Raw genomic sequence first — 12988 nt, forward strand, 5'->3', positions numbered from 1 at the left:
AGAGGTGCACAGACCTGACCGGCGGCCCTAGGGATCAGGAGCCGGCGTGGGCCGCGCTCGCCGCCTGGAGCAGCGCCGGCAGCTCGGCCATGTCGGTGAAGATGTGCGTGGCCCCGGCCTCGATCAGCACCCGCGGCTCGTTGTGGGCCAGGCTGCCGGGCGGGCAGTACCCGTACACGGTGGCGCCCGCGGTGACCCCGGCGAGCACACCGGTCGGGGTGTCCTCGACCACCGCGGCCCGGGCCGGGTCGACGCCGAGGGCGGCCGCGGCGGCCAGGTAGACGTCCGGCGCCGGTTTGCTGCGTGGCATCTCCATGCCGCTGAAGATCTTGCCGGCGAAGACGCCGTCCAGGCCGACCTTGGCCAGCTGGAGCTCGACCTTCGGGCGGTCGGCGCCGCTCGCGCAGGCCAGGTTGCCGCCGAAGAGCCGGTCGATCTCGTGCACGGCGGCGACCGCGCCGGGGATCGGCTGCACGCTCGTGGCCAGGGCGGCGTCGCGCCGGCGGCGGAACTCGGCGATCCACTCGGCGGTCACCACGAAACCGGTGTGCGCGGTGATCACGCCGACCTCGTCGGCGAGGGCCCGGCCGACGAAGAGGCGGAAGCCCTCCTCCTCGGTGAGGTCCCAGCCCAGCTCGTGCAGCATGGCGCGGAGAACTCCGTTGGTGATCCGCTCGGAGTCGACGAGCACCCCGTCACAGTCGAAGAGCACAGCGTCGATCGGCATGCGGGTGACCCTATTCGTCGTGGCGGCGGCGGGACTCGTCGGCACCGGCGGCAGCGACGACGGCCACATCGGCACCGGGATCCATGGTGGGAGGAGATCCGGCCAGACTTTCCACATCGCCGTCGTACGGGCCCACCGCCGACGCCATGAGCTGGGAGTTCGGGATGTTCAGCGGGCCGTCGTCGGTCTCCAGAACGGTGTAGAGCAGGCCGGCCGACAGGATCACGCCCACGTGCGGCCCGTTCAGCGCGCCGGACATCACCCGGATCCGGCGTCCCGGCACGTACGGCCGGGCGAACAGCAGCACCAGGCCGGCGAACAGGTTGCCGAGCACCGGCTGCGCCGCCAGGCCGACGATGATGCCGGTGACCGCCCCGCCGACCAGCAGGTGCTCCAGGCCGACCCCGAGCATGTCGCAGACCGACGCGATGACCAGCAGATATCCGCCGAGCTGCACCAGCATCCGCAGCGGGGTGCCGGCTTCGTCGCCGGCTCGGGCGACGGCGACGCGGTGCACCTCTCGGGCTGCCGAGCGGGTGGCGGCCACCCCGAGGAGGGCCACCAGCGCGGCACATCCGTAGACGACGAGGCGGTTTCCCTGCGTACCGGCGACGAGGGCGACCAATGCGCCCAGGCCGAATCCCACCGCTTTGCGGAAGTCAGCACGGATGTGCTGCTCGATGACCCACATTGCCCGTTCTCCCCAGAACCCGATCTTGGCGAAAGGCTACGCGAGCAGTCGAGTGACGGACGGCAGCCAGGTCCCGGCGCAGAAGGATCGATGGCATAGCCCATAAAGCTGGCACAGCCCCCTAATTCGGAGGAACAACTCATGTCGACCACTCCCACCGTCGTGCTCGTGCACGGCGCCTTCGCCGACGCGTCCAGCTTCGCCAAGCTCATCCCGGAACTGCTGGACAGCGGAGTGAAGGTCGTCGCCCCGGCGGTGCCGAACCGCAGCCTGACCGGTGACGCCGCCTACATCGCCTCGGTCGTCCGGCAGATCGACGGCCCGGTCCTGCTGGTCGGCCACTCCTACGGCGGCGCGGTGATCACCGTGGCCGGCGCCGAGGAGAACGTGACGGGCCTGGTCTACCTCTCCGGCTACGCCCTCGCCCAGGGTGAGAGCCTCGGCCAGCTGCAGGGCGGCTTCCCCGACTCGGACCTCGCGGCCGCGCTCGTCTACACCAAGTTCCCGGTGCCGGGCGCCGAGGACGGCACCGACGTGTCGGTGGACATCGAGAAGTTCCCGGCCGTCTTCGCGCACGACATCGACCCCGAGCTGGCCCGCGTCCTCGCCGTCTCGCAGCGTCCGCTGACCGGTCTCGCCTTCGGTGAGCCGGCGCCGTACGCGGCCTGGAAGACCAAGCCGTCCTGGGGCGTCGTGTCCAGTTCGGATCACACCATCAACCCGGAGGTCGAGCGGTTCGGCTACCAGCGGGCCGGCGCGACGGTCACCGAGATCGACTCGTCGCACCTGGTGATGCTCTCGCACCCGAAAGAGGTCGCGGACATCATCCGCGAGGCCCTCGCGGTCACGACGGGTTTCCAAGCTGGTGCCGCCGGCTGATCCCGGTCTTGCGGTAGACCCGGGACAGGTGGGTGCCGACGGTCCGCGCGGAGATGAACAGCTGCTCGGCGATCGCGCGGTTGCTCAGCCCCTGCGCGGCCAGCGCGGCCACCTGCCTCTCCTGCGGGGTCAGTGCCGCCGGGCCGCTCTCCTGCGAGGTCGCGCTCTGCACACCCACGGCGATCTCGCGGGCGGCAAGCTCGGCGGCGCCCCGCGCGCCGAGCTCGGCAAAAACCTTTCCCGCGTACGACAGGACGAGCCGAGCCTCCCGCGGACTGCGATGCCGTCGCAGCCAGACGCCGTAGTGGAGGTGAGCGAGCGCGCGCTCGTAAGGGTATTCGCTCTCCGCGACGGCCTTCTGGAAGAGCGGCTCGCCGTCGTTGTCGGCCAGCACGGCGTCGCTGAGGTGCAGCAGGATCGACATCCGGCGGCTCGGCTCGGCGCCGGCCGCGTCGCGCACCCGCGCCACCACGGTACGGGCATCGGCCTGCTGCCCGTAACGGACCGCGGTGATCGCCAGCTCGGCGACCGAGCGGGACGACAGGTGCTGGTGCAGCGGCCGCCCGTCCGCGTCGAACATCGACCGCAGATAGCGGTAGGCGTTCTCCTGGTCCCCGCTGTCCGCCGAGGCCAGGCCCGCGGCGCGCAGCAGCCGGATGTGCGCGGCCCGGTTGCCCTGGATGTCCAGCCGCTCCCAGGTCTCCCGGGCCAGCCGCAGCGCCGCCTCGCTCTCGCCGCGCAGCGCGTGGAGCTGGGCACGCATGGCGGCCAGCGTGGTCCGCATCGACGGCAGGCCGGTGCCCAGCAGCGGGTCGGCCAACCGATCCGCCTGCTCCCAGTCCCCGGCGTCGATCAGCGCGCTGACCAGCGTGGGCAGCGTCCCGAACGAGGGCGTGGCCGCCGGGGCGCCGGCCACCGAAGCGGTCAGCAGGGCGACGGCGAGCGGCGCGCGGTCCTCGACGTAGGCGATCGCCCCGAGCAGCCCTGACCGCTGCCGGTCGGCCGGGAGCAGCGCCTGTCCCGGCTCCGGAACGGTGACCGCGTCCAGCAGCTCCCGCCCGGCGTGCCCGGCCGGGGCGATGACCTCGCGCACGTACGCCGCGGTGGCCGGGTCCGGCTCCGGTCCGGCCGCGTCGAGCAGGGCGGACAGGCCCCGCCGATGGTCGTCGTCGCCGGTCACCCAGGCGATCTGGGCGGCGATCAGGGCGAGCTGCGCGGCGACCGCGGGGAACGCCTGCGGACCCGCGCGGTGCGCGGCCGTGACCATCGCGTACGCCTCGTGCGGACGTCCTGCCCAGTGCATGGCGGTGGCCGCCGACCGGGCCGCCGCGGCGAGCACGTCAGGGTCGTCGGTGAGCCGCCACACCCGCGCGTGCAGCTCCGCGGTCCAGGCGATGTCGCGCAGGTCGCGGGCGTCGGCGACGGCCCGGGTCAGGCGCCGGGCGGCAGCCTGCGGCACGGGAGAGCGCTCGGCGGACTGCTGCATCGCGGCCGTCGCCTCGTACCGCAGGCCCTGCCGCCGGAAGATCGCGGCGGCGGTCTCCAGCGCGGTGGCGATCTGCTCGTCCGGGCCCGGTTCGGCCGCCGCCAGCTGCAGCGCGCGGTGCTCGGGCCGGTCGGTGAGCGCCGCCGCGAGGTCCCGGTGCACGCGGCGGCGCAGGTGCGCGGAGGCGTAGCGGTAGGCGGCCTCGGCGGCGAGCGGATGCCCGAAACGGATCAGGCCATCGGTACGGGTGATCAGGCCGGCCTCGACAGCCGGGAGCCAGTGGTCCTCGGCGAGGGAGCCGGCCGCCGTGCCCTGCGGCGCCGCGCCGGTGGGGAAGCCGGCCGCCTCGCTGAGCAGCGCCGGGTCGGCGGGGAAGCCGGCCGCCGCGGCGTAGAGCAGCAGGGTCCGGGCCGGCGTGGGCAGGCCGGCCAGCGCGTCGGTGAACTCGGCCAGCAACCCGCCCGACGGCGAGCCGGTGCTGCCGAACTCGACGAGCGCGGCCGGATTGCCGGCCGCGCGGTGCAGGATCGTGGCCCGGTCGCGGGCCGCCGGAGTGCGCTCGTGGTCGTCCAGCAGCCGCGCCGCGTCGTCCGCGCCGAGTGGCGCCAGCTCCAGCACCGGAATCCCGGCGAGCACCTCCGGCACCGGCATCCGCCCGGCCGCCAGCACGGCCACCGCAGGCTGCCGCCCGCCGGTCCGCACGGGTCCTGAACCGCCGGTCCGCACGGGTCCTGAACCGCCGGTCCGCGCGGGTTCCAGCCCGCCGGTCTGCGCGGATCCCGGCCCGCCGGTCCGCGGCGGCGCGGCGGTCAGCTCGGCCAGGGTGGCCAGCGCGTCCGGGGCCAGCTCGTGCGCGTCGTCCGCGACGACCAGGATCGGGGTGGTGGCGGCGACAGCGGTGACGGCCGCCCGGACCACCATGGGCAGGTCGCCGACCTCGGGCGGGGTGTCCGGGGTGAGGCCCAGGAACGCCAGCGCCGGCCCCTTGATCTCCGGCGGGAGGGCGGCCAGGTCGTGCCGGACGGCGAGCAGCAACTGCCGCAACGGCCACGGTCCGGCGCCGCCCCGCAGCAGCAGCACGCGCCGCCCGGCCTCCCGGGCGGCCGCCGCCGCCGCGGTGAGCAGCGCGGACTTGCCGGCGCCCCGGGCGCCGGTGACGAAGAGCGACCGGTCACCGCCGGGTTCCAGCAGACGACCGGCCCGAGCCAGCTCGGCGTCCCGGCCGACGAGCTGTGCGAACGGCATTCCTCAACTCCCGATCAGCGTGCGCAGCTGGTGGCGGCTCCCGACGCCCAGTTCGGCGTAGATGCGGTACAGGTGGGAGCCGACAGTGCGTGGCGACAGGAAGAGCTTGCCGGCGATCTCCCGGTTGCTCATCCCCTCGGCGGCCATTCTGGCGATCATCTGTTTCTGGGCGGTCAACGCGGTGAACGCGTCCGCTTCCGGCGCCGGCTCACCGGCGGCGCGCAGGCCCACCGGCAGGCCGCGGTGAGCCTGCTCGGCGTGGCTCGCCGCACCGAGCCGCAGGAACGTGTCGCGTGCGGCGAGCAGATGCGGGCGCGCGTCGTGCAGCCGGCGCCGGCCACGCAGCCACAGCCCGAGGTTGAGCTGGACCTCGGCGTACTCCAGGGGCCACTGCAGGGCCCGGCGCGCGTCGGCGAGCGCCCGGTGGAAGTGGGACTCCGCCCGGTCGGTCCGGTCGAGCAGGGCGGCGGCGTGCGCGAGCAGCATGCCGAGCCGGCCGCTCGCCCCGGATGCCCCGGCCGCCGTCGTGGCGAGGGCCAGGATCAGCTCGGCCTCGGCGCGGTTGCCGGTCCGCGCGGCGGTCAGCGCCAGCTGCGGCAGGCTGCGCGGGCCGAGGAAGTAGTGCCGGGGCGCCCCGTCGTCGTCCCACATCCGGCGGAAGCGCTGGTAGGCCGCCTGGTAGTCACCGGCGGCCAGGGCGGTGAGCCCGGCGGCCCGCTGCTGGAGGCTGTCGATCAGCGTCGACGGTGGCTGTTCGTCGGGCCGGGCGGCGTCACCGGCCGTACCGTCGTGGCGCAGTGCCCGCAGGATGGCCCGCAGCGCCGGCAGGGCCCCATCGAGCACCGGCACGCGCACGTCGGCGCACTGCTCGGCGCTGTCCAGCAGACGTTCCGCCTCGCCCCACTTCCCGGCGTCGATCAGCGCGAGCGCCATCGCCGGGAACGAGCCGAGCGCCGCGCCGTGAGCGCCGTACTGCGTGCCCATCTCCCAGACCCCGTGCAGCTCGGCGCCGGCCTTCGCGGACTCGTCCAGCAGGAACGCGATCATGCCGGTGAGCAGCATCCGGGTCACCCCGCCCGGCCCGGTCCCGGTCGGCTGCGGCACGTGCCCGGACGCGGCGAAGGTGGCCGGGTCGGCGATCGCCAGGACGGTGTCCCGGGTGAGCGGATCCTCCGCCTGGGCGCGCTCGCCGGCCAGGGCCAGCATCGCGGGTAGCTGCTCGCGGTGGGCGGGCGACCCGGAGTGCAGCGCCGCCGCGGCGGCGACCAGGGTGGCGGCCAGCGTCACCTGACGGTCGAGGGCCCCGCCGCGCACCGCCCGGGCGGCGACCTCGAAGGCCTGCTCCGGCTGGGCCGAGTGCACCAGGGCGTAACCGGCGCCGCAGGCCGCGAGCCCGATCACGTCCGGGTCGCTGGTCAGCGCTGTCGTCTTCGCGTAGAGCTCGATCGTCCACTCCGGATCGCCGCTGCGATGAGCGGCGAAGACGGCTCGCGCGTACCGGCGGGCGGCGGCCTCGTCGTCACCGCTGCGCTCGGCCGCCGACTGCAGCGCGCCGGCGGCGGCCAGGTAGTCGCTGCGGGCGATCGAGCCGTCGGCCGCGGCCTCCAGGGCCGCGGCCACGGCCTCGTCGCGGCCGGGCGTGCCCTCGGCGAGGTGCCGGGCCCGGTGGTACGGGTCATCGGTCGCCGCCGCCAGATTGCGGTGCGCCCGCGCGACGTCGCCCGGAGTCTCGACGACCGTGCAGGCCGCCCGGTGGAGCGGATGACGGAAGTGTGCCTGCCGGTCCCGTACCGTGATCAGCCCCGCCTGCTCGGCCGGCATCCAGTGGCGCAGGTCCAGGGACATCCCGGCGGCCCGGGTCAGGGTGCCGATGTGCTCGGCGTCACCGGCCAGCGCCGCGTGCAGCAGCAGCCAGCGGGTGGCCGGCGGCAGGGCGCGGATCGCTGTGGTGAACTCGTGCGGCGGCCGCGCGCGCGGGTCGCTGAGCACCCGCAGGGCCAGCGGGTTGCCGTCGGCCCGCCGCAGGATCTCGGCCCGGCTGCGGGCGCCGGGCCGCAACACGCACGTGTCGAGCAGCCGGGCCGCCGCCTCCTCGGGGAGCGGGCCGATCTCGTACCGGGGAATGCCGGGTGTCGCGGTGTCGGGCAGCACGCCGTCGCGGGCGGCGAGCAGCATCGCGATCCGCTCGGTGGAGGTGTTGCGCAGGGCGGAGGCGAGGATCCGCAGCGAGGCCTCGTCGGCGTGGTGGACGTCGTCGGCGACGATCAGCGCCGGTCCGTTGCGGGTCAGCAGGTCGAACGTGAGCAGCAGGGCGGTCACCACGGCCGGCTCGTCGGCCGGCAGCCCCGCGGCCGGGGGCGACCACAGCCCGGTGATCTGGCGGCGCAGATGCTGGGGCAGCTCGGCGAGGTCGTTGTTGCCGTCCCCGAGCAGGTTGCGCAGGAGCGCGTACGGCTGGTGCGCGGACGTGGTGGCGTACCGGATCCGGTAGCCGCGGCGGCGGGCGTCGTCCGCGGCGGCCGCGAGCAGTGCGGTCTTCCCCGTGCCCGCCGCACCGCTGAGCAGCAGCGACGCCGGTCCGTGCCCGGCCGCGCCGACGATCGCGGTGAGGTCGGCCAGCTCCCGTGCCCGGCCGATCAGTACCCCGTCGCCCATGTGTCTGCTGCCCTTTCCTCGAAGGAACAGTGAACTACCCGGATCCGCTCCTCACCGAGCAGGAAACATGAAGTTTCATCTTTCTGCGAGCCCGGGGACGCGGACTGCGAGCATCGCCACATCGTCGCTGCGCACCCCGGTGAGCAGGCTGGCCGCGGCGGCGAGCACCTCGTGCGGCCGGCCGCCGGCCCGCAGCCTGCGGTAGAGCGTGGCGAAGCTCTCGTCGATGTGCCGCTCGCGATCCTCCACCAGACCGTCGGTGTGCAGCAGCACGGTCGAGCCGGGCGGCAGGTGGTACGTGTACGTGTGCCGGGGCGGGTTGCGCCGCATCCCGAGCAGCATGTCGTTGCCGGTCAGCGCGTGGACCGTACGGTCGGGGTGAATGACCACCGGCGGTGGGTGACCCGCGTTCGACCAGCGCAACCGGTGCCCTCCGTTCGCGGCCGGCTCGACGATCGCGACGACAGCGGTCGCCATGGTCGGCTCGCCGAGCGCGTGGTTCGCGGCTTCCAGGCGGCGCAGCAGCACCGACGGCGGTTCCCGGCGGTCCACCAGGTACGCCCGGAGCATGCCGCGCAGCTGACCCATCTCGGCCGCCGCCCGCAGGCCGTGCCCGACCACGTCGCCGATCACGCAGGTGAGCCGGCCGTTCGGGCCGGGCAGCACGTCGTACCAGTCGCCGCCGACGGTCGTGCTGGCGTCCGCCGGCAGGTAGCGCGCGGCCAGTTCGTAGCCTTCGACCTGCGGCAGCTGGGAGCCGATCGCCCGTTGCAGGGTCTCGCTGGCCGCGATCGTGGCGTCGTTGCGGATCGCCCGTTGCAGCGCGCGGGTGACGTACCGGATCAGGGTGACGACGAAGGCGCGGTCCGGCGCGGAGAAGGCGCGCGGCTGCGACCAGGCCAGCATCAGCGCGCCGGGCATGCCCGGCAGCGGCGCGCAGACCGCGGCCTGCCAGCCGAGCCGTGCGACGTCGCCGGCGAGCGCCGGGCGGGCGGCCATCAGTTCCGCCGGTCCGGCGAAGAACCGGGCCACGCCTTCGCGCCGCACCGGGGCGGTCAGCGCCGCGGCCACGCCGGACGCCGGGCCGCGGCCGACCCCGGCCATCACCACCTCGGCGTGCGTGGCGGCGAGCATGTCGTGCATCAGCGCCGGCACGGTGGCCAGCACGTCCGCGGTGGTCTCGGTGGCGGAGAGCTGTTCGCTCGCCGTCAACAGCTGGCGGCTGCGCCGTAGCGCGGCATCCGGAGGCAAGGTAATCGTCGGCATGGTCCAGAGACTTCCTGTGCGACCTCCCCGGGTCATCCGTCGAATGACTGCCACCACCGCAGGAGCAGTCATTCGACGGATGGCATCGCCTTCTCGGGTGGGCAGTTTTGGTGGCGAGCCGGTGCGGGACCGATCCGCATCACCGGCGCTCACACACCGAGGAGCCAGCCATGCCTTACATCACCACGGACGACGGCACTGAGATCTTCTACAAGGACTGGGGCAACCCGGACGGGCAGCCGATCGTCTTCAGCCACGGCTGGCCGCTGAGCGGCGACGCGTGGGACGTCGAGATGAAGCTGGCCGCGGACAACGGGTTCCGGGCCATCGCGCACGACCGCCGCGGTCACGGCCGGTCCACCCCGACCTGGTTCGGCAACGACATGGACACGTACGCGGCTGACCTGGACGCCCTGGTCCGCGCCCTGGACCTGCGCGACATCATCCTGGTCGGCCACTCGACCGGTGGCGGCGAGGTCGTGCGGTTCGCGGCGAAGCACGGCATCGGCCGGGTTGCCAAGATCGCCACCGCCGGCGCGGTCCCGCCGGTGATGGTCAAGTCGGGGACCAACCCGGAGGGCACCCCGATCGAGGCGTTCGACGCCATCCGCGACGGTGTCCTGGCCGACCGCTCGCAGTTCTTCAAGGAGCTCGCGGAGCCGTTCTTCGGCGCGAACCGCCCGGGCGCCAAGGTCTCGCAGGGCGCGAAGGACCAGTTCTGGCGGCTCGGCATGCAGGCCGGCTTCGCCGCCGTCTACGACTGCGTCAAGCAGTTCTCGGAGACCGACTTCACCGAGGACCTCGGCAAGATCGACGTGCCGATGTTCATCGCGCACGGCGGCGACGACCAGATCGTGCCGATCGCGGCGGCCGCCGAGAAGACCATCAAGCTGGTCAAGGACGGCACCCTCAAGGTGTACGAGGGCGCGCCGCACGGTATCGCCGGCGAGTACCAGCAGGCGCTCGACAAGGACCTGCTCGAGTTCTGGAAGAGCTGAGACTCACGCCCGGTAGCGGAGGACGACATCCCGCAGGTGACGGTTCGGATGGGGGACGAACAGGCCGCGGATCTCGGTGAACGGGTTGTTGCCCGGCGGGATGTCGTCCTCGTAACCGGCGTCGGGGTCGTCGGGGAGCTGGACGAACGGCGTCTTCGGCTGGTCCGGGTGGGTGGGCACGACCGGGTTGCGGTACCACGAGGTGCCGCAGTTCCGGTTCTGCACCTCGCCGATGTACCAGCCGGGGACCATCACGTCCGGATCCTCGGCCTCCTCGGCGGCGAGCATGTCGTCCCACCCGTCGAACCGCTCCAGGAGCAGCTTCTCCAGCCGGTCCAGCGACTCGACGGAGAAGTCCCACTGCTGCCCGGTCTCACGGGACCAGACCGGGAAAGCAGCCTCCTGCGTCGCCAGCCAGGTATTCAGCCTCGGGTTGTCCGCCCAGTCGCTCATGGGAATCCCTACATAACGGATTGCTGGCCATAACGGATTGGTATACATAGTCGTCGATCAACTGTATCGGGCTGCGCCGATACGGTCCCGTTCCATATGGTGCCACACGGCGCCGGGAACCAGACGACTACAAACGGGGAGACATCCGGCGTTTCGCTCCCCGGACGGGGACCCACATGAGCTACCCCAGATCGGCCAGGCGCGCACGCTTGACGATGCGCGGCCTGGCCGCCGCCTTCTGCGCGGCCGTGCTGGCCTTCGGCGCCGCGCCGGTCGCCGCCGCGCCGGCGGCGCCGCTACCGTTCACCGGGCAGCGCTGCGACTCCAAGTTCGACCTGTCCGGCGCTCCGAAGAAACCGGACACCATTCCGGTCGGCGACGCCAGCCGGATCAAGGCGAACTGGGACACCTACGACTTCACGAACCAGCGCCAGGCGATGGACGGCCTGGCCGCGCCCACGCCCCAGGACCTCGCCGACGCCGGTGACGACCCGGATCGCTGGAAGGAGGGCGACAAGCGCAAGGTGTACGCCAGCTACCTCCGCCGCCAGCGCAGCAACAACCCCTACGGCGGCACGTTCAAGGACTGGCTGAACGAGGTCTACATCGAGAACGCCGCCCGCAACTCCCGCGGCGCCGCGTTCGGCCGGAAGGTCGCGCTCGACTTCGGGATGGTCGGCCCGCACTGGCTCTGCGAGGTCCAGGTCAAGGACGCCAGCGGCAAGGTCATTCGTACCTACGACGCGGTGAACACGAAGACCAAGGAGTTCATCGAGTTCAAGTCCGGTGGCGCGCACACCGGCAACCAGATCCCCGGCGACCGGGCGGTCATGAACGACAGCCGGTTCAAGGAGTACCGGCTCCGGTACGTCTTCGGCCAGGAGCAGGAGAAGAAGACCACCACGGCGCTGCGCAACCTCGGCAAGGCCGTCGGCAACACCTCGGGCGGTCTGCCCCGGGTCACCGCGTACGAGCACCGGTCCACCCCGGTCGCCCGGTTCACGCCCGGTCAGTACACCAAGTTCGACCCCACGCTGAACCCGAACCCGGCCACCGGCTCGGGCTCCCGCGGCGGCCTCAACGACATGCTGAACCAGTCGAAGCCGACCCCGGAGACGATGCGCCAGCAGATCGAGCGGATCCGGGCGAACGACCCCACCGGCCAGCGCCTGCGCGGACCCGGCGGCGTCGACTTCTCCACCCTGGAGCTGCGTTTCGTCGGCGCCCCGGCCAAGGGGGAGGGCCTGGACTACTCGTTCACCGCGAAGAAGATGCCCGACCCGGACGAGAACCCCGGATACGGCGGCGAGGAGAAGGCCCAGCTGATCTCCGACTCGTTCTTCACCTGGCTCGCGCTCACCCCGGACAAGTTCTGGGTGAACCTGAACCCGGACGAGCCCAACCGGATCATGGACGCGAAGTTCGGCGCGACCGACGCCGGCCGGGTGCTGCTCGAAGCCGACCTGCAGATGAAGCACGACTTCGCGCAGGCGATGAACCCGGAGAAGCCGCTCGGCAAGAAGTTCTGGGACGCCACCCAGCTGACCGACGGGCTGCCCTGCCTGCACAGCTTCCGCAACTGGATCGAGCCGGCGCCCGCGCAGGTGCGGGAGCAGGACGGCGGCATCTACATCCTGGACGCGCCGCTGAAGGTCAACTCGGTGCCGCAGAACTACACCAACCTGCCGCCCGGCGCCGACCAGGCGTGCAAGCCGACCGAGGCGCAGATCAAGCACAACCACAAGGCCGTCCAGGATCTGATCGTTCCGGAGGTCGAGCGGAAGATCAACGAGGACCCGTACTACGCCGACCTGCGCCGGGTCTACACCTCCCGGGTCGCCGCCGAGTGGATCCGCCAGCAGGACGCGAAGAAGGCCACCGACTACCGCGCGATCATCAACAGCAACAACGTGGCGAAGTGGCCGATCCGCGACGGGAAGTGGGACACCGACGACCTGTGGAAGCGGTTCCTGAAGTCGTGGAACGAGGGCGACTACGAGTTCGAGTGGGAGGCCGGCGGCAAGGTCTACGTCTACCAGATGGGCGGTGTCGACTTCTCCCGGTCGCCGAAGAAGAACGCCAGCAAGCAGCAGTTCACGGCGAATCACCAGTACCTGCCGCGCAGCACCAAGGTCTCGGTGCAGACGATGACCGACGACGCCGAGAGCGACGAGATCCTGCTGCTCGGTGGCAACACCGACGCCAAGCCGACGACCGGCGCCACGAAGCCGCCGACCCAGAACCCGGGCGGAGGCGGTGACGGCAACGGCGGTGGCGACGACGGCGACGACGGCGATGGCGGTGACGACGACGGGGACGGCAGCGGCGGTGGCGCCACCACGCCGCCGGCCGACGACACCGCGGGCGGTCTGCCGATCACGGGCGACAGCGTGCCGGTTCCGGTGCTGGTCGCACTGGCGGTCACCCTGATCGCCGCGGGCGCGGCCCTGGTCTGGTGGGCCCGCCACCGGCGCCGCACCTTCGTCAGCTAGCCCGCACACCAGCTAGCCCTCTTCCGGCGAGCAGCGGCGGCCCCGGGAACCGGGGCCGCCGCTGCTCCGGCTTGAGGCACTTCGGCGCAACGCGGT

At 72.8% G+C, this 12988-nt stretch carries 9 protein-coding genes; 3 read left to right on the forward strand and 6 right to left on the reverse strand.

The features are described from left to right. Positions 1 to 34: 34 nt before the first annotated feature. On the reverse strand, positions 35 to 727 hold the full coding sequence (locus tag AB0F72_RS16990) for an HAD family phosphatase (protein ID WP_360431433.1): 693 nt from the start codon (positions 725 to 727) through the stop codon (positions 35 to 37). 10 nt (positions 728 to 737) lie between these two features. Continuing rightward, entirely contained in the window at positions 738 to 1418 is a 681-nt protein-coding gene (locus tag AB0F72_RS16995; protein WP_360431436.1) for a mechanosensitive ion channel family protein, read from the reverse strand. Positions 1419 to 1559: 141 nt separating this feature from the next. Between AB0F72_RS16995 and AB0F72_RS17000 the strand changes: the two genes are divergently transcribed. Next, entirely contained in the window at positions 1560 to 2297 is a 738-nt protein-coding gene (locus tag AB0F72_RS17000) for an alpha/beta hydrolase (RefSeq protein WP_360431439.1), read from the forward strand. Here AB0F72_RS17000 and AB0F72_RS17005 read toward each other — a convergent pair. The 3 genes from AB0F72_RS17005 to AB0F72_RS17015 form a co-directional block, all read right to left on the reverse strand. Then, on the reverse strand, positions 2263 to 5028 hold the full coding sequence (locus AB0F72_RS17005) for an AAA family ATPase (protein ID WP_360431442.1): 2766 nt from the start codon (positions 5026 to 5028) through the stop codon (positions 2263 to 2265). The genes AB0F72_RS17000 and AB0F72_RS17005 overlap by 35 nt on opposite strands. 3 nt (positions 5029 to 5031) lie before the next feature. Next, positions 5032 to 7683 (reverse strand): LuxR family transcriptional regulator, encoded by a 2652-nt coding sequence (locus tag AB0F72_RS17010; protein WP_360431445.1) that lies wholly within the window; start codon positions 7681 to 7683, stop codon positions 5032 to 5034. A 75-nt stretch (positions 7684 to 7758) separates the two neighbouring features. Beyond that, positions 7759 to 8949: a PP2C family protein-serine/threonine phosphatase gene (locus AB0F72_RS17015; protein ID WP_360431448.1), complete on the reverse strand. Its 1191-nt coding sequence runs from the start codon at positions 8947 to 8949 to the stop codon at positions 7759 to 7761. Between the two features lie 170 nt (positions 8950 to 9119). Here AB0F72_RS17015 and AB0F72_RS17020 point away from each other — a divergent pair, with 170 nt between their 5' ends. After that, on the forward strand, positions 9120 to 9947 hold the full coding sequence (locus tag AB0F72_RS17020) for an alpha/beta hydrolase (protein WP_360431451.1): 828 nt from the start codon (positions 9120 to 9122) through the stop codon (positions 9945 to 9947). A 3-nt stretch (positions 9948 to 9950) separates the two neighbouring features. On the opposite strand, the gene AB0F72_RS17025 is transcribed toward AB0F72_RS17020, so the two are convergent. After that, positions 9951 to 10400: a hypothetical protein gene (locus AB0F72_RS17025; protein ID WP_360431454.1), complete on the reverse strand. Its 450-nt coding sequence runs from the start codon at positions 10398 to 10400 to the stop codon at positions 9951 to 9953. A gap of 176 nt (positions 10401 to 10576) precedes the next feature. On the opposite strand from AB0F72_RS17025, the gene AB0F72_RS17030 reads away from it, so the two are divergent. Next, the gene (locus tag AB0F72_RS17030) at positions 10577 to 12892 is read left to right on the forward strand and encodes a hypothetical protein (protein WP_360431457.1); all 2316 of its coding nucleotides are present in this window, start codon (positions 10577 to 10579) and stop codon (positions 12890 to 12892) included. Positions 12893 to 12988 lie beyond the last annotated feature (96 nt).

The sequence above is a fragment of the Actinoplanes sp. NPDC023936 genome, assembly GCF_040639325.1.
Classification (GTDB): domain Bacteria; phylum Actinomycetota; class Actinomycetes; order Mycobacteriales; family Micromonosporaceae; genus Actinoplanes.